The following is a 25,436-nucleotide window of genomic DNA, read 5'->3' as shown; positions in this document are numbered from 1 at the left end:
CGCGTCCCGACCCGCGAGCCCGCACGATCCGCGCGAGCCCGCCAGCCGTCACGTGCGGGCCCGTGCCCGGAGCTGGCGCGGCGCGCGGTCAGCGGGTCTGAGCCACCCAGGCGCGGTGCATCGCCGCGTATACGCCGTCGCGCGCCACCAGGTCCTCGTGCGGGCCGAACTCGACCACGTGCCCCGCGTCGACCACGACCACCAGGTCCGCCGCCTCGGCGGTCGACAGCCGGTGCGCGATCGTCACGGTGCTGCGGCCGGTGGTCAGCGAGTCGAGCGCCCGGGCGATCCGCACCTCGGTGGCCGGGTCGACCGCCGAGGTGGCCTCGTCCAGGACGAGCAGGTCGGCGTCCGCGAGGTACGCGCGCGTCAGCGCGACGAGCTGCCGCTCCCCCGCCGACAGCGCCTCGCCGCGCTGGCCGACCGGCGTGTCCAGCCCGGACGGCAGCTCGGCGACCCAGTCGGTCAGCCCGAGCTCGGCCAGCGCGGCGCGCAGCCGGGGCTCGGCCTCCGCCGGGTTGGGCGCCGCGTGGTCGTCGCCGTCGCGCAGGCCGTAGACCAGGTTCTCCGCGAGGGTGGCGTCGAACAGGAAGCCCTCCTGCGGCACCATGACGACCCGGCGGCGCAGGTCCTCGGTGCGGACGGTGCGCAGGTCGGTGCCGTCGAGCAGCACGGCGCCCCGCGTCGGGTCCATCAACCGTGTGACGAGCTTGGCGATCGTCGTCTTGCCCGAGCCGGTGGCGCCGACGACCGCGACGGAGCGGCCGGCGGGCAGGTGCAGGTCGACGTCGTGCAGCACGGGCGGGCCGTCCGGGTAGGCGAAGCCCACGCCCTGCAGCTCGACCGCGGCCGGGCCGCGCGGGGACGGCACGCCCCGCGGGCCGGGGTCGGCCACCTGCACGGGCGTGTCGATGATGCCGAGCACCCGCCGCCAGCCGGCGACCGCGTTCTGCAGCTCGTTGAGCACCTCGGTCGCCTGCTGCACCGGGCCGGTGAACAGCTGCACGAGGAACAGGAACGCGAGCAGCTTGCCCACGCTGAGGTCGCCCGCGACGCCGAGCGCGGTGCCCGCGACGACCACGACCGCCAGCACCAGGTTCGCGACCAGCACGCCGGAGGAGAACACCAGCGACACCGTGTTCTGCGCACGGACCATCGCGTTCCGCGTCGCGCCGATCCGCTCGTCGACGTTCCGCTGCACCCGGCGCTGCACGCCGTACGCCCGGATGGTCTCCGCGCCGACGACGGCCTCGGACACGGCGCCCAGCATCGCGCCGACCCGCTCGCGGACGGTCGTGTAGGCCACGTTGACCCGGCGCTGGAGCGGGCGCAGCGCGAGCACCAGCGGCCCGAAGCAGAGCCAGACCAGGAGGGTCAGCTGCCAGGAGTAGACCGCCATCAGCACGGTCGCGACGAGCACCTGCAGCGTCGAGACGAGCAGCATGATGCCGCCCCACTGCACGAACATCGAGATGGTGTCGACGTCGGAGGTCACGCGCGACACCAGCGAGCCGCGGCGCTCGGTGTTCTGGGTCAGCACCGACAGGTCGTGCACGTGCCGGAACGCGCGCACCCGGAGCTGGGCCAGCCCGGCCTCGCTGGCGCGGAACAGCCGCACGTTGACCAGCGCGGAGCACAGGCCGCCCGCGACGAGCGCGAGGGTCGCCGCCAGCACCAGCGTGACGACCCGGCGCACGTCCGGGCCGCCGTCGGCGAGGATGCCGGTGTCCATCACCTGCTGGACCGCGATCGGCACGACGACCTTGCCCGCGGCGGCGAGCGTCGCGAGCAGGAACGTCACCCCGATGCCCTGCACCAGCTGCGGCGACACCTCGATGCCGCGGCGCAGCGTGCCCATGACCCCGCGGTGCGTGCCGCCCAGGCCGGCCTGCGCCTCGGCCTGCTGCTCGGCGCTCATCGGGCCCCCTCCGCGTCCAGCTCGTCCTCGTCCTCGTGCTCGAGGTCGGCGCGCTCGTCGGCGGCGGCCGCCTCGGCGTCCAGCGCCTCGGCCCGGCGCGCCGCGCGGCGCTCGGACTCCTGCTCGTAGGCCGTCGCCAGCTCGGCGTAGCCGGGGTCCCGGGCGAGCAGCTCGGCGTGCGTGCCGTGGTCGACCACGCGGCCGCCGGCCAGGTGCACCACCTCGTCGGCGAGCAGCACCGACGACATCCGGTACGCGACCAGCAGCACGGTGGGCCCGCTCGCGTCGCCGCCGGCGTGCGCCCGCAGGCCGGTGAGGATGTCCTGCTCCACCCGCGGGTCGACCGCGGACGTGGCGTCGTCCAGCACCAGCAGCCGGGGCCGGCGCACCAGGGCGCGCGCGATCGCGAGCCGCTGCCGCTGGCCGCCGGACAGGTTCGAGCCCCGCTCGCCCAGCCGGGCGTCGAGACCGCCGGGCAGGTCGCGCACGACGCCGTCGACCCTGGCGAGCCGCAGCGCGGCCCACACCTCGTCGTCCGACGGGGCGTCCGGGTCGTCCGGGTCGCGCAGCGTCACGTTGCCGCGCACCGTGTCCTCGAACACGAACGTCTGCTGGCCGACCAGCACGACCTGGTCGGTGAGGTCGTCCGGTACCAGGTCGCGCACGTCGGTGCCGTCCACCTCGACGGTGCCGGTGCTGGGGTCGGTGAGGCGCGGGACCAGCGACACGAGCGTCGTCTTGCCCGCGCCCGTCGGGCCGACCACCGCGACCACCCGGCCGGGCGCGACGTCCAGGTCCACCCCGCTGAGCAGCGGGAGCGGGCCGGCGGGCCCCGGCACCTGCACGCCGACCCCGGACAGGCGCAGCGCGGCCCCGCCCCCGGCGCCGCGGGCCAGCGGCCGCGCGCCGGGCACCAGCTCGCCCTCGGCGTCGACCACCCGCGCCACGCGCTCGTGCCCGACCAGGCCGCGCGGCAGCTCGCCGAGGACCCAGCCGAACGCGCGCACCGGCACCGCCATGAGGGTGAGCAGGTAGGCCGCGGACACGATGTCGCCCGTGCCGACCGCGCCGGCCTGCACGCGCCAGACGCCGACCAGCAGGACGAGCAGCGTGCCGAGGTTCGGCAGCATGTCGATGACCGGGTCGAAGTAGGCGCGCACGACGCCCACCCGCACGTTCGCGTCCCGGAGCTGCCCGGCGCGCTCCGCGAACCGGCGCTCCTCGCGCTCCTCGGTGCCGAGCGACTTGACCAGGAGCGCGGCCTCGAAGCTCTCGTGCGCGATGTCGGCGACCTCGGCGCGCAGCTGCTGCGCGCGGGTCGCGGCCGGGGACATCCGGCGCTGGAACACCAGGTTGGCCACCACGGCGGCCGGCAGCACGGCCATCGCGGCCACGGCGAGCCACACGTCGGTGCTGAACAGCGCGACGGCGGCGACGCCGATCATCACGACGACGCCGAGCGCGAACGGCAGCGGGTTGAACACGCCGGTCGCGGCCTCGACGTCGGCGGAGGCGTTGGACAGCAGCTGGCCGGTGGGGTGCGCGCGGTGCCAGGTCATCGGGAGCCGCAGGTACTGCCGGGTGACCGCGCGGCGGTGCATCGCCTGCTGGTCGGCCACACCCATGCCGGCGAAGATCCGCCGACCGGCGACGGCCGCGGCCAGCGAGACGGCGACCAGGGCGAGCACGCCGCCCGCGACCCAGATCCGGCCGCGCGCGTCGGGGTCCCCGCCGAGCGCCGGGACGACCACGCTGTCGGTCGCCCACCCCAGCACCCGGCTGATCGCGACCGTCAGCGCGCCGTACGCGGCCGAGGTGCCGATGGCCAGCACGTACGTCCGCGGCTGGGAGGCGATGCCGCGCCCGAGCAGCAGCAGGGAGCGCCGCAGCACCGACCCGGTGAGCATCGCCGGACGGGGCGTGGTGGAGCGCGCGGGCACAGCACGGCCTTTCACGAGAGGAGGTGGCGGCGCCGTCGATCCTCTCACGGGCCACCCACAGGTGAGACGGCGGGGTCGCACCAGGTGAGACGGCGGCCCGCCCGCGGCGACCGGTCCCCGGAACGCCGACGGGCCGGCCACCCGGAGGTGGCCGGCCCGTCGGACCGGTGGCCGGGCGGGACGCCCGGCGGTCGGCTCAGTTGCCGGTGAGCTTCTCGCGCAGCGCGGCCAGGGCCTCGTCGGACGCGAGCGTGCCGGTCGCCTCCTGGGCCGGGGCCGAGGAGTACGAGGAGGACGACGAGGACGACGACGAGCTCGAGGCGGCGGCGTCGCCACCACCCTGAGCGGCCTCCGCGTCGGCCTGGACGGCGTCCAGGACCTGCTTGCGGTGCGCCTCCCAGCGCTCGTGGGCCTGGGCGTACTGCGCCTCCCAGGTCTCGCGCTGGGACTCGTAGCCCTCGAGCCACTCGTTGGTGGTCGGGTCGAAGCCCTCGGGGTACTTGTAGTTCCCCTCCTCGTCGTACTCGGCCGCCATGCCGTACAGCGCGGGGTCGAAGTCCTCGGAGGTCGGGTCGAAGCCCTCGTTCGCCTGCTTGAGCGACAGCGAGATGCGGCGGCGCTCCAGGTCGATGTCGATGACCTTGACGAACACGTCGTCGCCGACCTGGACGACCTGCTCCGGGATCTCGACGTGGCGCACGGCCAGCTCCGAGATGTGCACCAGGCCCTCGATGCCGTCCTCGACGCGCACGAACGCACCGAACGGGACGAGCTTGGTGACCTTGCCGGGGACGACCTGGCCGATGGCGTGCGTCCGGGCGAAGGCCTGCCACGGGTCCTCCTGCGTCGCCTTCAGCGACAGGGAGACCCGCTCGCGGTCGAAGTCGACGTCCAGGACCTCGACCGTGACCTCCTGGCCGACCTCGACGACCTCGGACGGGTGGTCGATGTGCTTCCAGGACAGCTCGGAGACGTGCACGAGCCCGTCCACGCCGCCCAGGTCGACGAACGCGCCGAAGTTGACGATCGAGGACACGACACCGGGGCGGACCTGGCCCTTCTGCAGGGTCTGCAGGAAGGTGGAGCGGACCTCGGACTGCGTCTGCTCGAGCCAGGCGCGGCGCGACAGGACCACGTTGTTGCGGTTCTTGTCGAGCTCGATGATCTTCGCCTCGATCTCCTTGCCGACGTACGGCTGGAGGTCGCGGACACGACGCATCTCCACGAGGGAGGCCGGGAGGAAGCCGCGGAGGCCGATGTCGAGGATGAGGCCACCCTTGACCACCTCGATGACGGTGCCGGTGACGACGCCGTCCTCCTCCTTGATCTTCTCGATCGTGCCCCAGGCGCGCTCGTACTGGGCGCGCTTCTTGGACAGGATCAGACGACCCTCCTTGTCCTCCTTCTGGAGGACGAGGGCCTCGACCTCGTCACCGACCTTGACGACCTCGCCCGGGTCCACGTCGTGCTTGATGGACAGCTCGCGGGACGGGATGACGCCCTCGGTCTTGTAACCGATGTCGAGCAGGACCTCGTCGCGGTCGACCTTGACGATGGTGCCCTCGACGATGTCGCCGTCGTTGAAGTACTTGATCGTGGCGTCGACCGCGGCGAGGAAGTCCTCGGCCGAGCCGATGTCGTTGACCGCGACCTGCGGGGTGCCGGGCTTGGCGGGGGTGGAGATGCTCATGTAGGGATGGGCTCCGATGCGGACATGAAGTAGTGGGAACGGGTTCGGCGGGGCGCCAGACGGGCACGCCACACCGGCGAACACCTTACCCGCGGTGACGACAGCGGGTCAAAGCCGCCCGGGCGCCGCGGTGACGGCTCCCGGGCGGCCGGGCCGCGACGGTCCGGGGCGGTCAGGCGAGCGCCCGGACCACCTGCAGCAGCTCGGCGGGCACGCGCTTGACCTTGCCGGCGATCTCCTGCAGCGGCACCAGCACGACCTCGTCGCCGCGCAGCGCCGTCATGACGTCGGTCTCGCCCCGGCTGACCGCGTCGATCGCGGCCACGCCGAACCGGCTGCCGAGGATCCGGTCGGCCGGGACCGGGCTGCCGCCGCGCTGCACGTGGCCGAGCACGGTCACGCGGGTGTCGAACCCGGTGCGCTGCTCGATCTCCGCCTTGACCCGCGCGGTGATCGCGCCGGCGACGATCTCGCCGAACTGGCCGACCGGGGCCTCGTAGGACATCGAGGTGCCCTCGGCGGGCACGGCGCCCTCGGCCACGACCACGATCGAGAAGTTGGCGTGCGCGCGGTGCCGGTGCTTGAGGAACTTGATGACCTTGTCGATGTCGAACGGCTCCTCGGGGGCCAGCACGACCTCGGCGCCGCCGGCGATGCCCGCCGTGACCGCGATCCAGCCGGCGCTGCGGCCCATGACCTCGACGATCATGACGCGGTTGTGCGACTCCGCCGTGGTGTGCACCCGGTCGATCGCCTCGGTCGCGATCTCCACCGCGGTGTCGAAGCCGATGGACCGGTCGGTGCCCCACACGTCGTTGTCGATGGTCTTCGGGATGGCGACGATCTTCACGCCCGCCTCGGCGACCTTCGACGCGGCGTGCAGCGTGCCGTCGCCGCCGATGCAGATGAGGGCCTCGATCCGCTCGGCCTCCAGCGTCGCGAGCACGGCGTCGATGCCGCCGTTGGACGAGTGCGGGTGGAACCGCGCCGTCCCCAGCAGCGTGCCGCCGACCGGCAGCACGTTGCGGATGTGGTTGCGGCTCAGCGGGATGATGTCGCCGTCCACGACACCGCGCCACCCGTTGCGGAACCCGATGATCGAGTGCCCGTACTCCCCCTCCCCGCGCTTGACGACGGCGCGGATGGCCGCGTTCAGACCGGGGACGTCGCCCCCGCCGGTGAGCAGTCCGACACGCACGCTGAGGTCTCCTTCTGAGGTGGGGTGGCCGCGACGGCCCCGCGCGGCGTGACCAGGCTAACCGTGCCCGTCCCCGCCCCCCGTGAGCCGGAGGTCCCGGGCGATTCGCCGGGCTACCGTCGTGCGGGTGACCGACAGCACCGACGACAGCCACGACTCCCGCCTCGCCGCGGCCGGCTACCTCGACGTCCCCGCCGCCGCGACCGAGGGCGCCGGACGGCGCTGGTGGGACGCGAACGCCGGCGAGTACCTCGACGAGCACGGCGCGTTCCTGGGCGACGACGACTTCCTCTGGTGCCCGGAGGGGCTCCGCGAGTCCGAGGCGGGCCTGCTGGGCGACGTCGCCGGGCGGCGGGTGCTCGAGGTCGGCGCCGGGGCGGCGCAGTGCTCGCGCTGGCTGGCCGCCCGGGGCGCGCAGGCGGTGGCGACCGACGTGTCCGGCGGGATGCTGGCCGCGGCGCGCGAGCTCGACCGGCGGCTCGCCGGCGACCCCGCCCGCGAGGCCGGCCCGGTGGCGGGGCGGGCGGCGACGGTGCCGCTCGTGCAGGCCGACGCGCGGGCGCTGCCGTTCCCCGACGGGTCGTTCGACGTGGTGTTCACCGCGTACGGCGCCATCCCGTTCGTGCCCGACGCCGGCCGGGTGCACGCCGAGGCGGCGCGCGTGCTGCGACCGGGCGGCCGTTGGGTGTGCTCCGTGACGCACCCCGTGCGCTGGGCGTTCCCCGACGACCCCGGCGAGCGCGGGCTCACCGCCGACCGGTCCTACTTCGACCGCAGGCCGTACGTGGAGCGGGACGAGCAGGGGCGGGTGCTGTACGCGGAGTACCACCGGACGATCGGCGACCACGTGGCGGACCTGGTCGGGGCGGGCCTGGTGCTCGACCGGATCGTCGAGCCGTCCTGGCCGGAGGACAACGACCGGACCTGGGGCGGCTGGAGCCCGCTGCGCGGCCGGCACCTGCCGGGCACGGCGATCTTCGTGGCCCACCGCCCGGCGTAGCGCGGCGCGCGGGTCCCGGCCGGCCGGGCCGCCGTGAGGAGGTCCCGCTTCCGTGAGGTCGTCACGCATGTGTGACGACCTCACGCCGTCGTGACGACCTCGTGCCGTCGTCAGCCGGCGCGCCGCGTCAGTGCCCCGCGGCGTGCCAGCTCTCGCCGACGCCCACCGAGACGTCCAGCGGCACCGACAGGTCGTACGCCGACCCCATCTGCGCGCGCACCAGCGCCTCCACCGCCTCGCGCTCCCCGGGGGCGACCTCGAGCACGAGCTCGTCGTGCACCTGCAGCAGCAGCCGGCTGCCGAGCCCCTGCGCGTCGAGCTCGGCCTGCACGCCGAGCATCGCGAGCTTGATGATGTCCGCCGCCGATCCCTGGATCGGGGCGTTCAGCGCCATCCGCTCGGCGGCCTCGCGCCGGACCCGGTTGTCGCTGGTGAGGTCGGGCAGGTACCGCCGCCGGCCGAGGATGGTCGCGGTGTACCCGGTCGCGCGGGCCTCGTCGGCGACGCCGGTCAGGTAGTCGCGCACCCCGCCGAACCGGTGGAAGTAGTCCTGCATCAGCGCCGCGGCCTCGGAGACCTCGATCTTCAGCTGCTGCGACAGGCCGTACGAGGACAGGCCGTACGCCAGGCCGTAGGACATCGCCTTGATCTTGGACCGCTGGGCGCTGGTGACCTCGTCGGTCGGCACGCCGAACACCCGTGACCCGACGTAGGAGTGCAGGTCCTCCCCGGCGGTGAACGCCTCGATGAGGCCCTCGTCGCCGGACAGGTGCGCCATGATCCGCATCTCGATCTGCGAGTAGTCGGCGGTCAGCAGCGTCTCGTAGCCCTGGCCGACGACGAACGCCCGGCGGATCTGCCGCCCGGCCTCGGTGCGGATCGGGATGTTCTGCAGGTTCGGGTCGGTGGACGACAGCCGGCCGGTCGCCGCGATGGTCTGCTGGAACGTCGTGTGGATCCGGCCGTCGGGCGCCACCGAGCGGAGCAGACCCTCGACGGTCTGCCGCAGCCGGATGGCGTCGCGGTGCGCGAGCAGGTGCTCGAGGAACGGGTGCCCGGTGCGGGCGAACAGGTCGGCCAGCGCGTTCGCGTCGGTGGTGTAGCCGGTCTTGGTGCGCTTCGTCTTCGGCATGTCGAGCTGGTCGAACAGCACCTCCTGGAGCTGCTTCGGCGAGCCGAGGTTCACCTCCCGCCCGATCGCGTCGTACGCCTCGCCCGCGGCGCGCTGCACCGCGGTGTCGTACTCCTTCTCGAGCGCCGACAGGTAGCCGGCGTCGGCCGCGATGCCGACGTGCTCCATGCGCTCGAGCACGCCCTCCAGCGGCAGCTCGACGTCGCGGAGCAGGTGGTCCGCACCGCGCTCCACGAGCTGGCCGCCGAGCACGTCGACCAGGTCGAGCACCGCCGCCGCCCGCACGGCGCCGCGGGTGCCCTCGGAGGAGCCCTCCAGGTCGAGGTCCAGCGCGCCCTGGCCCGCCTCGTCCGCCACCGCGCCGAGCTCGCGGCGCAGGTAGCCGATCGCGAGGTCGGACAGGTCGTACCCGCGGCGGTCCGGCTGCAGCAGGTACGCGCCGAGCTCGGTGTCGAACTCGACCCCCGCCAGCGTCAGCCCGCGGCCGGCGAGCGCGTGCCACGCCTCCTTCGCCGCGTGCAGCGCCTTGGGCTGGGCGGGGTCGGCGAGCCAGGCGGCCAGCGCGGCCTCGTCGGCCGGCGCGATCTGCGCGAGGTCGTAGGCCACGGCCTCGCCGCCGACGACGAGCGCGATGCCCCAGGCGTCGCCGCCGGCCGGGGACGCCGAGCCCTGCACGTCCACCGCGGTGCGCACGCCGGCGTGCCGCTCGAGCCACGCCGCCAGGCCGCCGTCGACCGGCGTGACGACGACCGGGCCCTCCGCGGGGCCGGCCACCTCACCGGCGCCGTCGTCCTCGCCCGGCAGCATCGCGAACAGCCGGTCGCGCAGCGTGCGGAACTCCAGCTCGTCGAGGATGGTGTGCAGCGCCTCGCGGTCCCACGGCCGGGCGACCAGGTCCTCCGGGCCCAGCGGCAGCTCCAGGTCGTCGAGCAGCCGGTTGAGCTGGCGGTTGAGCAGCACCTGGTCGAGGTTCGCGCGCAGCGACTCCCCCGCCTTGCCGGTGATCTTCTCGACGTTCGCGACGATGCCCTGCAGGCCGTCGTAGGTGGCGATCCACTTCGCGGCCGTCTTGGGGCCGACGCCGGGGACGCCCGGGAGGTTGTCCGACGACTCGCCGACCAGCGCGGCGATGTCCGGGTAGCGCTCCGGCGGCACGGCGTACTTGGCCTCGACGGCCTCCGGCGTCATCCGCGCGAGCTCCGAGACGCCCTTGACGGGGTACAGCACGGTCACCCGCTCGGTCACCAGCTGCAGGGAGTCGCGGTCGCCGGAGCAGATGAGCACGTCCATGCCCTCGGCGGCGCCCTGGCGGGCGAGGGTCGCGAGGATGTCGTCCGCCTCGAAGCCCGGCTTGTCGAGCGTCGGGATGTGCATGGTCGCCAGGACCTGCTTGATCACCTCGACCTGCCCGCGGAACGCGTCCGGGGACGCCGAGCGGTTGGCCTTGTACTCCTCGTACTGCTCGGTGCGGAACGTGGTCCGCCCGGCGTCGAACGCGACCGCCACGTGGGTCGGAGCCTCGTCCCGCAGCAGGTTCGCCAGCATCGACACGAACCCGAACACCGCGTTGGTGGGCTGGCCGGTCGAGGTGGCGAACTTGTCGACCGGGAGGGCGAAGAAGGCCCGGTAGGCCATCGAGTGGCCGTCGACCAGGAGGAGTCGCGTCGCGTCAGTCACGGGTGCCAACCTATCGGGCATGGCTGACACCGACCTGCCGCGCACCGCCGCCCCCGCCCCCGACGGCGCCACCGCCGCCGACGGCGCGCCGCTGGGCGCCCACGTCCCGCCCGACACGCTCATGGAGCGGATGGGCATCGAGCTCCAGGAGGTGTCCGCGGAGCGCGCGGTGGGCACGATGCCGGTCGCCGGCAACGTGCAGCCGTACGGCCTGCTGCACGGCGGGGCCTCGGCCGTGCTGGCGGAGACGCTCGGCTCGTACGCCGCGAACGCGCACGCGGGCCCGGACCGGCGCGCGGTCGGGATCGAGCTGAGCTGCACGCACCACCGGTCGGCGACCGAGGGCGTCGTGACGGGGACCGCGACCGCCGTCCACCTGGGCGGGCGGGTGGCGACCTACGACGTGGTGGTCTCGGACCCGCGGGGCCGACGGGTCTGCTCCGCGCGGCTCACCTGCATGCTGATCGACGCCCGGCCCGCCTGAGCGGCCTCCGTCGCGGTCACGGCGCGCCCGGCGCGGGCGCGCCGACGACGGGCGATCAGGTCGTCGAGCCCGCCGCGGGCGGGCCGGCGGCCCGGCTGCGGGGCGTCGGCGGAGAGCTTGCGCTGCAGCACCTCGGTGCTGACCACCCGGTGCGCCGCGGCCGGCGCGAAGCCGAGGCGGGCGAGGAACCGGTGCATCCCGCGGGCGCCGGGCAGCGGCACCGCGAGGACGTCGGTCGCGCCGACGCGCCGCGCCTGCTCCACCACGCCGCCGAGCAGCGCGTGCCCGACCCCGCGGCGCCGGGCGCCCTCCGCCACGTAGACCGCCTCGATGGAGACGGTCACCTCGTCGCTGAACAGGCTCGGCCCGACGACCCGTGCGAGCACCAGGCCGCAGAGCTCGTCGTCGAGCGTCCCCACGAGGCCGACCGCGCCGGGCTCGGCCACGAGGGCGCCGATCTGGTGCCGCAGGCGGTCGGCGTCGTCGGTGCACAGCTGGGAGCCGACGAGCGACTCCGAGCGGGCCGCGAGGCTGAGGGACACGAGGACGTCGAGGTCCTCGGGGCGAGCGGGCCGGACGGCGACGGGCGAACGCACGGTGCGACGACCTCCTGGACTTCTCGGACGGCGCGGCGACACCGGTGTCACCGCGATCCCTGCTGCGCCCCCCGCCGCATCGGTCGATCATGGCGCACCACCCCGCGGTCTGCCTAGTCGCGGGAGCGCTCCCGTCCCCGGGACGTGCACGGAGACGCAGGTCACCGCCCGGCGTGGTGGCGCGTCTCACTCCACCGGGTGAACGCTGCTCCGTCCGGGGCCCGACTCGGGCGCGGCTCCCCCGGGGTGCCACCGAGACGAATCGGACACACCGCGCGGCGCGCCGACGTGACGTACGTCTCAAACCTGCCTGTAATCGCCCCGAAACGCAGCATCCCTACTGTCACGCCAACCCACTCGCGGCCTCCTGACCCTCCGCGAGCCCGCTGCCGACAGGTCGACCCCGTCGACCACGACCGGACGGAGGACCAGGTGCGCCGAGTCGCGACCAGGGACCGTTCCACCGCCGGGGCGCCCGCCGCCCTCGGCGTGCTCCTCCTCGCAGTTCTCTTCCTCCTCGCCGTGCCGGGCACCGCCCGCGCGGCCGTGGCCGGGTGCGTCGCCGACGCCGCGACCGGCTGCATCAACGGCACGATCCGCACGGCGGACCAGCAACCCGCGGTCGGCGTCGTCCTCGACGTCGAGGGTCCGGGCGGGACCACGCAGGCCACCACGGACGCCGAGGGCCGCTGGACGGCGGCCGTCACCGAGGCCGGCGCGTACACCGTCACCCTCGACGAGGCCACGCTGCCCGCCGGCGAGAGCCTGCGGGACCCGGCGCAGAACCCCCGCACCGTCACGGTCGCGCTCGGGTCGTCCGCCGGGGCGCTGTTCCCGTTGGGCGCCCCCGCGGACGCCGGCGGCACGGGCTCCGACGAGGACCCCGACGCCGCGCCCGACCCGGAGAGCACCGCCCCCGCGGACAGCGCCGGCGAGGTCGGCGCACCCGTGGGCAGCTCGGACACGGGCTCGTTCTCCTGGGGCCGGCTCGCGCAGCAGGCCAGCAGCGGCCTCGTGTTCGGCGTGCTGCTCGCCCTGGCGTCGGTCGGCCTGTCGCTGATCTACGGCACGACGGGCCTGTCGAACTTCGCGCACGGCGAGCAGGTCACGCTCGGCGCGATCGTCGCCTACGTCGCGGTGCAGTCGTTCGGGCTGCCGCTGCTCGTGGCCGGGGTGATCGCCGTGCTGGTCGGCGCGGCCTCCGGCTGGGTCCAGGACGCCGGGATCTGGCACCCGCTGCGCAAGCGCCGGGTGGGCACGACCCAGCAGATGATCGTCACGATCGGCCTGTCGATGGCGCTGCAGTACACGTACCAGTTCTTCTTCGGCGGCGGCGCGCTGCGCATCGTCACCACCACGCCGACGATGGTCACGCTCGGGCCGGTGCGGATCAGCGCCACCTCGCTGTGGTCGCTGCTCATCGCCGCCGTCGTGCTGGCCGGCGTCGCGTACTTCCTGCTCGGCACCCGCGTCGGCCGCGCCACCCGCGCGGTCTCGGACAACCCGGCGCTGGCCGCGGCCTCCGGCATCACCGTCGACCGGATCGTCCGGCTGGTCTGGGTGCTCGGCGCGGCGCTGGCGGCGCTCGGCGGCGTGCTGATGGGGCTCGACCTGAACGCGACCTCCTGGAACATGGGCGGCGCCCTGCTGCTCCTGATGTTCGCCGCGGTCACGCTCGGCGGCCTCGGGCAGGCGTTCGGCGCGCTGGCCGGGTCGATCGTCATCGGCCTGGTCGTCGAGATGTCGAACCTCGTCATCCCGAGCGACATGCGCTACGCCGGCGCCCTGCTCATCCTCATCCTCGTCCTGCTGCTGCGGCCCCAGGGCATCCTCGGCCGCGCCGAGCGGATCGGTTAAGGAGCCGACATGGACTGGTCCCGCATCCTCGTCAACGTCGCGGGCGAGATCTTCGCCCCGACCACCGCGGCCTACGCGCTCGCCGCCATCGGCCTCAACGTGCACTTCGGCCTCACCGGCCTGCTGAACATGGGCCAGGCCGGGTTCATGCTGCTCGGCGCGTACGGCTTCGCGATCTCGACCATCGCCGGCTGGCCGCTGTGGGCCGCCGTGCTCGTGGCGATCGCCTGCGCCGCCGTCTTCGGGCTGCTGCTGGGCATCCCGACCCTCAAGCTCCGCGGCGACTACCTGGCGATCGTCACCATCGCCGCCGCGGAGATCGTCCGGCTCGTCGGCCGGTCGACCGCGCTCACCGAGCTGACCGGCGCGTCGTCCGGCCTGCGCGGCAACTCCTACAAGGACACCTTCCAGGACGCGTCGCCGTTCCCCGACGGGACCGTCGCGCTCGGCCCGTTCGAGTACGCGATGAACGCGTCGAACTCGTGGTGGATCCGGATCGTCGGCTGGGCGGTCGTCGCACTGGCCTGCCTGCTGATCTGGCTGCTCATCCGCAGCCCGTGGGGCCGGGTGCTCAAGGGCATCCGGGAGGACGAGGACGCCGTGCGCTCGCTCGGCAAGAACGTCTACTCCTACAAGATGCAGGCCCTGGTGCTCGGCGGCGTCATCGGCGCCGTCGCGGGCATCATCTACGTCCTGCCGCGCGCCGTGCAGCCGGACTCGATGGGGCGCCCGATGACGTTCTTCATCTGGACGATCCTGCTGCTCGGCGGGGCCGCGACGGTGTTCGGGCCCGTGCTCGGGTCGATCATCTTCTGGGTGTCGCTCATGCTCATCAAGTCCGTCATGCGCGCCGGGGTGCCCGAGTCGGTCATGCGCACCGAGCAGATCGAGCAGTTCGGCTGGATCATCGTCGGCGTCACGCTGATGCTCCTGGTGATCTTCCGGCCACAAGGCATCCTCGGCGACAAGAAGGAGCTGGCGATCGATGTCCGCTGACCTCCCCCGGGGCCACGTCCCCGCCGCCACGCCGCACGCCACCACCGCGTCCGGCCGGGACCGAGTCACCGCCGACCTGGCGCACGTCGCGCACACCCCCGGCGTGCCCAAGCCCGACGCGATCGTCGTCGCCGACCAGGTCACCCGGCACTTCGGCGGCATGACCGCCGTCGACGTCGGGCACCTCGAGGTGCAGCGCGGCGCCATCACCGCGCTGATCGGGCCGAACGGCGCCGGCAAGACGACGCTGTTCAACCTGCTCACCGGGTTCGACAAGCCGTCCACCGGCACCTGGTCGTTCGAGGGCCGGTCCCTGTCGGGGGTCTCGGCGGCGCGCGTCGCCCGGTCCGGCATGGTGCGCACGTTCCAGCTCACCAAGGCGCTGTCGCGCATGACCGTGATCGAGAACATGAAGCTGGGTGCCACGAAGCAGTCCGGCGAGAACCTGTTCACCGCCCTGATCCCGCCGCTGTGGAAGGCGCGGGAGCAGGAGATCACCGAGCAGGCCGAGGAGCTGCTGGTCCGGTTCAAGCTCGACGCCAAGCGCGACGACTACGCCGGCTCGTTGTCCGGCGGCCAGCGCAAGCTGCTGGAGATGGCCCGCGCGCTGATGTCGAAGCCCACGATGGTCATGCTCGACGAGCCGATGGCCGGCGTGAACCCCGCCCTCACCCAGTCGCTGCTCGGGCACATCCAGGCCCTGCGCGAGGAGGGCACCACGGTGCTGTTCGTCGAGCACGACATGCACATGGTCCGGCACATCTCGGACTGGGTGGTCGTGATGGCCGAGGGCAGGATCGTCGCCGAGGGTCCGCCCGAGGACGTCATGGCCGACCAGGCCGTCATCGACGCCTACCTCGGCGCGCACCACGACACCGACCTGGGCGACGACGCGCTGCTCGACGACGGCAGCATCGAGCAGCTCGAGGCCGAGGAGCAGGCGAACCAGGCGGCGGCCGCGGCCGCCTCCCCGACGACCGAGGAGGGCTCGCGATGAGCACCGCCGTGCAGGGGTCCGACCCCTCGACCGTCCACCGCGGCGCTCCCGCGGGCGAGCCGCTGCTCGCGGCCACCGACCTGGTGGCCGGCTACGTGCCGGGCGTCAACATCCTCAACGACTGCAACCTCGTGGTGCACCCGGGCGAGCTCGTCGGCATCATCGGCCCGAACGGCGCCGGGAAGTCGACGCTGCTCAAGGCGCTGTTCGGGCTCGTGACCATCCGGTCCGGCTCGGTCGTGCTCAAGGGCGAGGAGATCACGAACCACCGGGCCGACTCGCTGGTCCGGCGCGGCGTCGGGTTCGTGCCGCAGACGAACAACGTGTTCCCGTCGCTGTCCATCCAGGAGAACCTCGAGATGGGCCTGTTCCAGGCCCCGAAGCGGTTCACCGAGCGGTTCGACTTCATCGTCGACCTGTTCCCGGTGCTGGGCGAGCGGCGCAAGCAGCGCGCCGGGTCGCTGTCCGGCGGCGAGCGGCAGATGGTCGCCATGGCCCGGGCGCTGATGATGGACCCGTCGGTGCTGCTGCTCGACGAGCCGTCCGCGGGCCTGTCGCCGGTGCGGCAGGACGAGACGTTCCTGCGGACCCGGAAGATCAACAAGGCCGGGGTGTCGGTGGTGATCGTCGAGCAGAACGCCCGGCGCTGCCTGCAGATCTGCGACCGTGCGTACGTCCTCGACCAGGGGTCGAACGCCTACTCCGGCCCCGGGCGCGAGCTGATGCACGACCCGAAGGTGATCGAGCTGTACCTCGGCACGCTGGCGACGGACGTCGAGGCGGCAGCGGCGGACCGCCCGCCGACCACGCCGCCCACACCCCCCGCCACGCCCCCGGCGCCGCCGGCCGGCTGAGGGCCGCCGCCCGGGGCGGACCCGGGACCGCGAGGGGGTAGTCGACGCGTCGAGCGAGCAGTCGCCGGCTACCCCCTCGACGTGTCGACTACTCGCTGGGCGCAGAGCGGCGCGGCGCGGCGCGGCGATCGCGCAGCACCGGGCACGGCGGGGAGAGCCGTGAGCCCCCGCTCGCGGTGGGTGTCAGGCGTGCACGTGGTCGTGCGGGTGCGTGTGCCCGTCGGCGTGGTCGTGCGCGTGACCGTCGTGGTCGTGCGGGTGGTCGTGGTCCGCCTCGTCCCCGCCGAACGGCGGCATGCCCAGGCGCGCGCGGACCTCCGGGCGGCGCAGCGGCGGCACCGTCGCCGGCGGGCGCCGCCGCTCGGGCAGCTCGTCGAGCAGGCGCGTCACGATGGCGGCGATCTCGTCGACCGCGCGGTCGAGCGGCTCGGCCGTCGCGGCGCTCACCGACTGCACGCCGGTGACCTTGCGGACGAACTGACGGGCCGCGGCCACGATCTCCTCGTCGGTCGCGGCGGGCTCGAGGCCCCGCAGCGTGGTGATGTTCCGGCACATGCCGCCCACGGTAGGTCCGCTCCCGCCTCCCGGGAAGCCCTCCGGGCCCCCCGGGGGCGCCTCAGCCGGCGGACGCGTGCATGGTCTGCTGCACGGCCCACCGGTTGCCGTCGGGGTCGGCGAAGAACAGGAACCGCCCCCACGGGAAGTCCTGCACCTCCCCCACGTCGAGCCCGCGGCCGGTCAGCTCGTCCCGCGCGGCGTCGATGTCCGCGACGACGAGCTGCAGCCCCTCGACGGAGCCGGGCGGCATCGTCGTCAGCCCGGTCCCGATCGCGATGGACGCCCTTGAGCCGGGTGGCGTCAGCTGCACGAACCGGATGCCGCCGCCGACCTCGTGGTCGTGGTCGAGCACGAACCCGGCGCGCTGCGTGTAGAAGTCCTTGGCCCGGTCCACGTCGGAGACGGGCACCTGCACGAGCTCCAGTCGGTAGTCCATGCCCGGACGCTACGCCCGACCACCGACACCGCCCTCGCCCGCCGGGGACGACCGAGGGCCCGGGACGCCGCACGCGTCCCGGGCCCTCGTCGCCCGGAGGCCGGTCCCCTGCTCCGGCCGGAGGCTCAGGCTGCCGTCGTCACTCGCCGACGGAGCCCTCGACCGCCTTCACCCAGACGTTCTTGTTGTCGGCGCCGTACTTGTAGACGCCGATGAACGCGGACGACGGGTCGTTGTCCTCGTTGAACGGTCCGACGCCGGCCTGGCCGACGTACTGGATGTCCTCGCCGGCGTCGAGCAGCTCGACGCAGTCCGCGTAGGTGGTGCACTCCTCGCCGCCGTCGGCGCCCGACACCGCGGCCATGTTGGCCTGGATGGTGGGGCCGTCGGTGCCGCCGCCCTTGACCGCCGCGAGGGCCGCCAGGATGGTCGCGTCGTACGACTCGGGGCCGTAGGCGTAGTCCGTCAGCGCCGGGTCGACCTCCTTGAGGCGCGCCTGGAAGTCGTCGCTGGGGAACGCGCCGGGGATGGTGCCCTGCGCGCCCTCGAGGGTGCCCGGGTCGAAGTCCGCGGAGTAGTCGGCCGTGTTGCCGTCGACCATGTAGATCGTGGCGGGGTCGACGCCGGCGGCGACGAGCTCCGGGATGATCTGCTTGGTCTGCTCGAACGCCAGGACCACGACGGCGTCGGGGCTGGTCGCCATGAGCGCGGTGACGTCGGTCGCGAAGCTGCTCGCGGCCGGGTCGAACTCCTCGCCCTCGTTGCCGTAGACGACGGTGGCCCCCGCGTCCTCGACGGTGCTCTTGACGACGTTGCGCAGCGAGGTGCCGTAGTCGTCGTTGAACACCAGGATGCCGATGTTCGCGTGGCCGTCGCCGGTGATGAGGTTGCCCAGCGCGGCGCCCTGGACGGTGTCCGGCGGCGCGGTGCGGAAGTAGAAGTCGGAGTAGCCCGACAGGGACGTCGCGGTGTTCGCCGGGGAGATCTGCACGATCTCGGCGCCCGTGATGTCGTCGACGACGTTGAGCGTGACCGACGAGGACGCCGCACCGACGATGACCTGGACGTCCTGCGAGATGAGGTCCGTGACCGACTGGGTCGCGACCTCGGCGTGGTCGGCGTCGGACGAGTCCGCGTGGATGACCTCGACGTCCGAGCCGAGCACGCCGCCGGCCTCGTTGATCTCCTGGACGGCCAGGTCGACGCCCGCGATCTCCGGCGGGCCGAGGTACGCCAGGGTGCCGGTCTGGGGCAGCAGGGTGCCGATGATCAGCGGGCCGGCGTCGCCGGCCGCCGTCTCGTCACCGCCCGACCCGCCGTCGTCGCTGCTGCTGCACGCGGTCAGCACGAGCGCGACGGCACCCGCGAGGGCTGCCGCCTGGACGGCATGTGTCGTACGAATCATGCGTGGTACTCCTGTCGGTGAGTACTGCCTGCCGGGAGCCCCGGCCGGATGCCGGGGGTCGTGCCACCGGCGGTGTGTGGCCGTGAAGGTATGCGCCCCGTGTGTCCGCCGCGTGTCGTGCATGTCACACCGGATGACCGGTGCCGATTCGTGACCTTCCCCCGGGAAGACGCGGATCGCACCGCGACACGCCGCCGCTGTGTGGCGTGGATCACATCGTGGACATCCCCGCGTGCACCGACAGCACGAGGCCCGGCCCACCGTTCGGTGGGCCGGGCCTCGGGGAGACGCAGGACGCGGGCGTCAGGCGGCGCCGCCGCCGACCTGGTCGATGACGGCGTCCGCGACCTCGCGCATGGTGAGCCGGCGGTCCATCGAGGTCTTCTGGATCCAGCGGAACGACTCGGGCTCCGTCAGGCCCATCTTCGTCATGAGCAGGCCCTTGGCGCGGTCGACGCGCTTGCGGGTCTCGAACCGCTCGGCGAGGTCGGCGACCTCGGACTCGAGCGCGGTGATCTGCGCGTAGCGGGAGATGGCGATCTCCACCGCGGGCAGCAGGTCGGCCGGGCTGAACGGCTTGACGACGTACGCCATCGCGCCGGCGTCGCGGGCGCGCTCGACGAGCTCGGTCTGCGAGAACGCGGTGAGCAGCACGACCGGCGCGAGGTGCGCCTTGGCGATCCGCTCGGCCGCGGAGATGCCGTCGAGCACCGGCATCTTGACGTCCATGACGACGACGTCCGGCTTGAGCTCGGTGGCGAGCGCCACGGCCTGCTCGCCGTCACCGGCCTCGCCGACGACGTCGAAGCCCGCCTCGCGGAGCGTCTCGACGACGTCCATCCGGATGAGGGCCTCGTCCTCCGCCACGACGGCGCGGCGGGCGGGCCTGCCGGACGCCTCGGGCGCCTGCTCGGCCGCGCGGGCCTGCGGGATGTCGAGGTCGAGGGTGGGGTCGGCGGCGTTCTCGTCGCCGCTCGGCGTCGCGTCCTGGGTGCTCACGAGGAGAGATTCTAGGACCTCCGCGGCTCCGGGCGCTCCCGGCCCACCTGTGAACCTCGGCACGCCTACCACCCGGTAGTGAATGGGGCGGCACCCGGACCGCGGGCGGAGCCGTCAGGCGGTCCCGTCGAGCGCGAGCGAGACGGGTGCCGGCGGCACCGCGCGCCGCTCGTCCAGCCACGACGCGAACGCCTCGACGGGCATGGGCCGGGCGTGCAGATACCCCTGGACCCGGTCGCAGCCCAGTCCCCGCAGCAGCGCCTCCGTCGCGCGGTCCTCGACGCCCTCCGCCACGAGCCGCAGCCCGAGGTGGTGCGCGAGCTCGACCGTGCCCGCGACGATCGCCCGCGTCCGCGGGTCGGCGAGCGCCCGTGCGGTGAACGAGCGGTCGAGCTTCAGCTCCTCGGCGGGCAGGTCGTTCAGGTACGCGAGCGAGGAGTACCCCGTGCCGTAGTCGTCGATGCTGAGGCCGATCCCCCGCTCCGCCAGCCGGTGCGTGGCCTCGACGGCCCGCTCCGGGTCGTGCATCAGCGCGGTCTCGGTGATCTCCAGCACCAGCCGGTCCGCCGGGAGCCCGGCGCGCGCGAGCGCGTCGTCCACCAGCTCGAGCAGGCCCGGTTCGTCGAGGCAGGAGGTCGACAGGTTCACCGCGACGCGCACTGCGTGCCCGTCCGGAGCCGCCCAGCCCGCCGCGGCCCGGGTCGCCTGGTCGAGGACGCGGCGCGTGAGCCGACCCATGAGCCCGTGCTCCTCGGCCAGCGCGAGGAACGCGGCGGGCGCCAGGACGCCGCGCTCGGGGTGCTCCCACCGCACGAGCGCCTCCGCGGCGACGACCCGGCCGTCCGCCAGGTCCACCTGCGGCTGCAGGTGCACGGTGATCCGCCCGTGCCGCCCGTCGCGCTCGTCGTCCAGCGCCTGCCGCAGCTCGTCCACCAGCCGGCGCTCCGCACGCGCCCGCGCGTCGGAGTCGCGGTCGTAGAGCCGCACGCCGCCGCCCGCCTGCTTCGCGTCGTACATCGCGGCGTCCGCCCGGCGCAGCAGGCCGGCCGCGTCGCGGGCGCCGACCGCGGTCGTCGCCACCCCGATGCTCGCCTCGAGGCGGACCACCCGACCCTCGACGCCGATGGTCCGGGTGAGCGTGCGCAGCACGACGCGCGCCAGCTCGACGGCGGCGTCCTCGTCCGCGTCGGGCAGGGCGACGGCGAACTCGTCGCCCCCGAGCCGCGCCACCACCCCGCGCCCGTCCACCGCGCCGGCGAGCCGGGCCGCGGCCGACCGGATCACCCCGTCGCCGACCGCGTGGCCGAACCGGTCGTTGACCTCCTTGAACCGGTCGAGGTCGATCACGAGCAGCGCGCCGCGCGGGCCCGACGCCACCGCCCCGAGCTGCTCGAGCAGCGCGCGGCGGTTGGCGACGCCCGTCAGCGGATCGGTGCGCGCCTCCTGCCGCACGGTCGCGAGCTGGGCCAGGTCGGTCACGAGCCGCAGCACCCGCGCACCGCCGCCCACCGCGGCGGCCGCCGCCAGCACGGACGCCACCGGCTGGTCGCCGGGCACCAGCGCGGCGACCACGAGGATCCCCACCCCGGCGCCCATGACCACCAGGGACCCGAGAGTCGTGTCCTGGGAGGCCGCCTCCCGGGGCGGGAGGGCGCGGGCACGCCCCACCCGCAGACCGGCGACCAGCACGGCCAGCCCGGTCCACGCCACGACCACCGCCGGGGCCGGCTCGGCGGACGCGGGCCCGGCGAGCAGCGCGACGATCTCGACCCCGGTGACCACGGCCAGCCCGGCCGTGAGCACCCACGCCCGGACGTCGCGCCGGAGCCCCGCGATCGCCAGCACGGTGCCGGTCGTCCCGAGGGCCACCAGCAGGGCGGCCACCCGCACCATGCCGAGCTGGAGGGCCCACCACCCGGCCGTGCCCGGCTCGGCGCGCAGGACGAGGTCGCCGAGCGCGAGCAGGGCGGCGCCGGCGCTGACGCCGTTCAACCAGTCGCCGGGGTCGGACAGCTCGGTCCGGATCCGGTTCCAGTGGACGAGGCCGTGGTAGAGCGCGCCGGACGCGAGGAGGACACCGACGGTGAAGGCGACCCCGCCCGGACCGCCGGCACCGGCGACCGCCACCTCGGCCACCAGCCCGGCGGTCAGCAACCAGGCGGTCCCACCGGCCCACCGCCACGTCCGGTCGTCCCCGTCCCGTCCCGAGGGACCACCACGCACCAGCCCGCCGACGACCGCCGCGCCCGCCGACGCGGCGGCGGCGACGGCGAGCGCCGCCGTCCCCCGCAGCGCGAGCGCGGCGGCCGCGAGCGCGCCGACGAGCACGAGCAGCACGACGGCGCGTGTCCGACGGCGGGCCGGGGTCGCCTGCGGGGTGGTGGTCATCGGCCTTCTGTCGTCGTGGGCGATCACGACGCGCGGGTGCCGGCGGGGTGTCCGCACCGCCCGGGCCGTCGTCGATCGCCCGGGGGGCGCACCGCGTCCTGATGCACCGTCGATCCTGCGCGCCGAGCACCCCGGACCGCGAGCCGAGGGCGGGTGAATCGCCTGGTGACGCGGGTGGGCACAGGTCAGGGCGCGGTGAACACCCGTTCGGCCCAGTCCGCCAGCAGCGCCGCCAGCACCTCCGGCCGCTCGTGCGGCAGCGCGTGCCCCGCCCCGTCGACCACCGCCAGCGTCGCCCGCGGGTAGCGCTCCAGCAGGGCCACCGCCCCCGCGTAGCCGACGAACGAGTCCCGGCGCCCCGCCACCACCAGCACCGGGCCGCGGTACGGCGCCGCGCCGGGCGCGTCCAGCCCGGTGATCTCCCAGCGCTGCCCGATCCGCGCGTTCGCCCCGGCGTCCGCGAGCGCCGCGCCCGGCTCGACGAACCGCCGGTACCGGTCGAGCATCTCGGGCGTCTGCACGACGAAGTAGCCCCGGAACTCCGCGTCGCCGAGGTCGTCGTCCCGGACGACCGGCTCGTGCGCCGGGACGGCGTGCCCGCCGGCGACGAGCGGGCACACGAGCGCCAGCCCGGCGACGAGGTCCGGTCGGCGCGCCGCGATCCCCCGCGCGTCGTGCGCCCCGGCGGAGTGCCCGGCCAGCAGCACGGGGTCGCCGCCGGCCGCCTCCTCGACGAACCCGAGCAGCACGTCGAGGACGTCGTCCTCGGCCCGCAGCGCCGGCGGCGCGGGGGTCCGGCCGTGCCCCGGTAGGTCCGGGTACACCCGGCGCAGACCGCCCACCGCCGCGAGCGGCCCGTCGAAGCACGCCTCGGCCTCCCGGTGGTCCACCCCGGCGCCGTGCAGGACCACGACGGTCCGGCCGGAGCCGTGCGCGACGTGGTGCACCGTCACCCCGTGCGTCGACGGCACCATGCGCCCACCCCCTCAGCGGAGCACGACCACCCCGTCGTCGCCCTGCCCGTACAGGATGCCGCCCTGGGTCCACACGCTGTCGACCCCCGGCGGCAGCGGGGTCGCCCAGGCCCGCCCTCCCGACACGAGCCGGTAGGCGGCGAGCACCGGCACCCCCGACTCCGGGTCGCGCTCGACGCGGAGCAGGTGCACCCCGTCGGTCATCAGCCGGAAGTCCCGGAGCCTCGCGCCCTCGGCGCGCCACCGCTCCTCGCCGGTCTCCGCGTCGACCGCCCAGACGGTCGTCGCGCCGCTGCCGTAGAGCACGCCGTCGAGCAGCACCTGGTTGGTCCCCGACATGCCGTCCGCGGGCCGCTCCCACAGCACCGCCCCGGACGCCGCGTCGACGCCGCGCAGCAGGCGCTGCAGCGAGCCGTCGTTCACCTCCACCACGAGCACGCCCGGCGCGGAGCCGTCGTCGGGGGCTGCCGGGCGCGCCTGGCCATCGGCCTCGGCCGTCCCCGACCCGTCGACGCCGAGCAGCAGCGTCCGGCTGGACCCCTGGACGTCGACGAGCCGGTCGCCCCGGGCGACCTCCAGCCCGGCGCCCCCGGCCTGCACGCGCCCGGTCCCGGCGTCGACGGCCCAGGTCGCCCGGCCGGTGGCCACCAGGACGTGGCTGCCCGCGCGGGACAGCCAGCCGGTGCTCGAGCCCGGGGACAGGATCGGCTCGGGCACCTCGGTCGCCCACAGCTGCTCGCCCGACGAGACGTCGGTCGCGACCAGGCGCACGGACTCCGCGGCCGGGGTGCCGACGACCAGGGTCGCGTCCCCGACGGGGGTCGCCGCGGCGCCGGGCGCCAGGTCGCGGGTGCTGCGCACCGCGTGGTCGCCGAGATGCACCTCGACGAGCCGCGTGGCGGACGCGGTCCCGGCGAGGTCCCGGCTGTCGGTGATCACGCACCACAGGGTCCGCGCGGGCCCGTCGTCCCCGCTCCGGCAGTCGCCGCCGCGGCTGGTCAGGTCGGCGGGCGGGGGGTCCGCGACGTCGACCCGCCACACCTCCTCGCCCGTCGCCGGGTCGAGCCCCAGGACGCTCGCCGGTCCCGCACCGGGGCCCGTCCCCGTCCCGAGCACGAGCCCGGCGAGGTCCCCCTGCTGCGTGCGGGTCCCGGAGAACAGCGCGCCCGCCAGCTCGGGCGACCCCGTCGAGGTCACGTCCAGCGGCGCGGTGACGGTCGCGTCGATCACCCCGGGCGTCGCGCGCAGCCGCTCGGCCGCCGACTCGGTGCGGGCGTCCGTCACGGACTGCCACGCCACGACCGCGAGGACGCCCGCGACCGGCAGCGGCCACCAGCGCCGGAGCAGCGCGCGGGCCCGCCGGGCGCGGTCGTGCTCCGGCTCCCGCGGGTCCGGCGGCGGTCCGCCGGCGTCCTCCAGCAGCACCTCGGCCATGCCGCCCGCCCCCATGCGCCCACTGTAGGCGGGCGGGACCGGGCCGGCGGGGCGTTCGCGAGGTCGGTCCGGGGACGACGCAGCGCCCGGGCACGGGGTGCCCGGGCGCTGCGTGTCGCGGAGCGGACGACGGGATTCGAACCCGCGACCCTCACCTTGGCAAGGTGATGCTCTACCACTGAGCCACGTCCGCACGGCCTCGTCCTCGGCCCGACCGGGCCGCGAGGCGAGATAGGACAGTACAGGGCGCGCCGGGCTTTCGCGAAACCGCGAGGCGCGTGTCGGCGGCACGTCAGGGGGTCGCGCGGGGGCCGCCGATCGCCGCCAGCCAGTCGACGAGGTGGCCGGCCGCGGGCGCCTCGACCGCCACCTCCACAGCTCCCCCGGGCACGTCGAGCTCGAGGATCTCCAGGCCGGGCGCGACCCGCAGCGCGTCCCCCCGCCCGGTGCGCCGACCTGTCCGGCGCACGCCGTCGACCGCCAGCCGGACCGGCGCCCGGCGCAGCGGCCGCATCCCGGCCACCAGGCGGACGACGGTGAGCCCCGCGTCGTCGACGTCGAGCCGGGCGCCCACCCAGCGCGGGCCGAGCACGCCGGTGCCGCCCGCCGACCGGACCGACGCCTCGAAGCGGCCCGCGCGGGCCCCCGCCGCCGCCCGACGCCGCCGGACGCGCGTCGCGGCGGCGTCCCCGACCACCGCCGCCACGGCGGTGGCCCCGCCGATCGCCCACGCGGACGCGGGGTCCTCGTGGAGGACCCAGCGAGCCGCCGCAGCGGCCACCGCGGCGGCGAGCACGCCGGCGACCAGCACGGCGAGGACGGTCCAGCGGCGAGACCCCATCAGGCCAGCATGGCGGTGACGGGCCGCCGACGTCCGGGGAACGGCGTCCCGATCCCGGCCGG

General features: G+C 74.9%; 20 protein-coding genes and 1 tRNA gene. 6 read left to right on the top strand and 15 right to left on the bottom strand.

Features of this window, described 5'->3' with window-relative positions:
• Window positions 1-88 precede the first annotated feature (88 nt).
• From FS882_RS13490 to FS882_RS13475, 4 genes are all read right to left on the bottom strand, one after another.
• On the bottom strand, window positions 89-1,918 hold the full coding sequence (locus tag FS882_RS13490) for an ABC transporter ATP-binding protein (RefSeq protein WP_158373570.1): 1,830 nt from the start codon (window positions 1,916-1,918) through the stop codon (window positions 89-91).
• Window positions 1,915-3,825 carry an ABC transporter ATP-binding protein gene (locus tag FS882_RS13485; protein WP_158373668.1) on the bottom strand — a complete coding sequence of 637 codons (1,911 nt, stop codon included), beginning with the start codon at window positions 3,823-3,825 and terminating at the stop codon, window positions 1,915-1,917. The genes FS882_RS13490 and FS882_RS13485 overlap by 4 nt, the downstream gene beginning before the upstream one ends.
• 229 nt (window positions 3,826-4,054) lie before the next feature.
• Window positions 4,055-5,548 (bottom strand): 30S ribosomal protein S1, encoded by a 1,494-nt coding sequence (rpsA, locus tag FS882_RS13480; protein WP_158373569.1) that lies wholly within the window; start codon window positions 5,546-5,548, stop codon window positions 4,055-4,057.
• Between the two features lie 172 nt (window positions 5,549-5,720).
• Window positions 5,721-6,746, bottom strand: coding sequence for a 6-phosphofructokinase (locus FS882_RS13475; protein WP_158373568.1), 1,026 nt, complete (start codon window positions 6,744-6,746; stop codon window positions 5,721-5,723).
• Window positions 6,747-6,873: 127 nt separating this feature from the next.
• Here FS882_RS13475 and FS882_RS13470 point away from each other — a divergent pair, with 127 nt between their 5' ends.
• Complete coding sequence (locus FS882_RS13470; RefSeq protein WP_158373567.1) at window positions 6,874-7,746, top strand: class I SAM-dependent methyltransferase; 873 nt, start codon at window positions 6,874-6,876, stop codon at window positions 7,744-7,746.
• Between the two features lie 127 nt (window positions 7,747-7,873).
• Here the strand turns inward: FS882_RS13470 and polA are convergent, their stop codons facing one another.
• Window positions 7,874-10,576 carry a DNA polymerase I gene (polA, locus tag FS882_RS13465; RefSeq protein WP_158373566.1) on the bottom strand — a complete coding sequence of 901 codons (2,703 nt, stop codon included), beginning with the start codon at window positions 10,574-10,576 and terminating at the stop codon, window positions 7,874-7,876.
• A gap of 100 nt (window positions 10,577-10,676) precedes the next feature.
• Here polA and FS882_RS13460 point away from each other — a divergent pair, with 100 nt between their 5' ends.
• Window positions 10,677-11,039: a PaaI family thioesterase gene (locus tag FS882_RS13460; RefSeq protein WP_239196381.1), complete on the top strand. Its 363-nt coding sequence runs from the start codon at window positions 10,677-10,679 to the stop codon at window positions 11,037-11,039.
• Here FS882_RS13460 and FS882_RS13455 read toward each other — a convergent pair.
• Complete coding sequence (locus FS882_RS13455; RefSeq protein ID WP_158373564.1) at window positions 10,952-11,635, bottom strand: GNAT family N-acetyltransferase; 684 nt, start codon at window positions 11,633-11,635, stop codon at window positions 10,952-10,954. The genes FS882_RS13460 and FS882_RS13455 overlap by 88 nt on opposite strands.
• Before the next feature lie 432 nt (window positions 11,636-12,067).
• Here FS882_RS13455 and FS882_RS13450 point away from each other — a divergent pair, with 432 nt between their 5' ends.
• The 4 genes from FS882_RS13450 to FS882_RS13435 are packed head-to-tail and all read left to right on the top strand — an operon-like array spanning window position 12,068 to window position 16,339.
• On the top strand, window positions 12,068-13,492 hold the full coding sequence (locus tag FS882_RS13450; protein WP_158373563.1) for a branched-chain amino acid ABC transporter permease: 1,425 nt from the start codon (window positions 12,068-12,070) through the stop codon (window positions 13,490-13,492).
• A gap of 9 nt (window positions 13,493-13,501) precedes the next feature.
• Window positions 13,502-14,488, top strand: coding sequence for a branched-chain amino acid ABC transporter permease (locus FS882_RS13445; RefSeq protein ID WP_158373562.1), 987 nt, complete (start codon window positions 13,502-13,504; stop codon window positions 14,486-14,488).
• The gene (locus tag FS882_RS13440) at window positions 14,478-15,485 is read left to right on the top strand and encodes an ABC transporter ATP-binding protein (RefSeq protein ID WP_158373561.1); all 1,008 of its coding nucleotides are present in this window, start codon (window positions 14,478-14,480) and stop codon (window positions 15,483-15,485) included. Before FS882_RS13445 ends, FS882_RS13440 begins: the two co-directional genes overlap by 11 nt.
• A complete protein-coding gene (locus tag FS882_RS13435; protein ID WP_158373560.1) occupies window positions 15,482-16,339 on the top strand; it encodes an ABC transporter ATP-binding protein in 858 nt (285 codons plus the stop codon). Before FS882_RS13440 ends, FS882_RS13435 begins: the two co-directional genes overlap by 4 nt.
• 183 nt (window positions 16,340-16,522) lie before the next feature.
• Here the strand turns inward: FS882_RS13435 and FS882_RS13430 are convergent, their stop codons facing one another.
• The 9 genes from FS882_RS13430 to FS882_RS13390 all read right to left on the bottom strand — a co-directional run bounded on the left by FS882_RS13430 (window position 16,523) and on the right by FS882_RS13390 (window position 25,374).
• The gene (locus FS882_RS13430; protein ID WP_158373559.1) at window positions 16,523-16,894 is read right to left on the bottom strand and encodes a DUF2277 domain-containing protein; all 372 of its coding nucleotides are present in this window, start codon (window positions 16,892-16,894) and stop codon (window positions 16,523-16,525) included.
• Window positions 16,895-16,955: 61 nt separating this feature from the next.
• Window positions 16,956-17,333, bottom strand: coding sequence for a VOC family protein (locus FS882_RS13425; RefSeq protein ID WP_158373558.1), 378 nt, complete (start codon window positions 17,331-17,333; stop codon window positions 16,956-16,958).
• 139 nt (window positions 17,334-17,472) lie between these two features.
• Window positions 17,473-18,738, bottom strand: coding sequence for an ABC transporter substrate-binding protein (locus tag FS882_RS13420; RefSeq protein ID WP_158373557.1), 1,266 nt, complete (start codon window positions 18,736-18,738; stop codon window positions 17,473-17,475).
• Window positions 18,739-19,041: 303 nt separating this feature from the next.
• Entirely contained in the window at window positions 19,042-19,671 is a 630-nt protein-coding gene (locus FS882_RS13415; RefSeq protein WP_262348294.1) for an ANTAR domain-containing response regulator, read from the bottom strand.
• Window positions 19,672-19,851: 180 nt separating this feature from the next.
• Window positions 19,852-22,125, bottom strand: a complete 2,274-nt coding sequence (locus FS882_RS13410) for a putative bifunctional diguanylate cyclase/phosphodiesterase (protein WP_158373555.1) — start codon at window positions 22,123-22,125, stop codon at window positions 19,852-19,854.
• Window positions 22,126-22,310: 185 nt separating this feature from the next.
• Window positions 22,311-23,099 carry an alpha/beta fold hydrolase gene (locus tag FS882_RS13405; protein ID WP_158373554.1) on the bottom strand — a complete coding sequence of 263 codons (789 nt, stop codon included), beginning with the start codon at window positions 23,097-23,099 and terminating at the stop codon, window positions 22,311-22,313.
• A gap of 12 nt (window positions 23,100-23,111) precedes the next feature.
• Window positions 23,112-24,548 (bottom strand): PQQ-binding-like beta-propeller repeat protein, encoded by a 1,437-nt coding sequence (locus FS882_RS13400; protein ID WP_158373553.1) that lies wholly within the window; start codon window positions 24,546-24,548, stop codon window positions 23,112-23,114.
• A 106-nt stretch (window positions 24,549-24,654) separates the two neighbouring features.
• A tRNA-Gly gene (locus FS882_RS13395) sits at window positions 24,655-24,726 on the bottom strand.
• A 99-nt stretch (window positions 24,727-24,825) separates the two neighbouring features.
• Window positions 24,826-25,374 carry a hypothetical protein gene (locus FS882_RS13390; RefSeq protein ID WP_158373552.1) on the bottom strand — a complete coding sequence of 183 codons (549 nt, stop codon included), beginning with the start codon at window positions 25,372-25,374 and terminating at the stop codon, window positions 24,826-24,828.
• Between the last annotated feature and the right edge of the window lie 62 nt (window positions 25,375-25,436).

Source organism: Cellulosimicrobium cellulans, from assembly GCF_007679345.1.
Taxonomy (GTDB): Bacteria; Actinomycetota; Actinomycetes; order Actinomycetales; family Cellulomonadaceae; genus Cellulomonas; species Cellulomonas cellulans_A.
The sequence above is the reverse complement of the archived record's forward strand: the minus strand, read 5'-3'. Positions and strand labels throughout refer to the sequence as shown.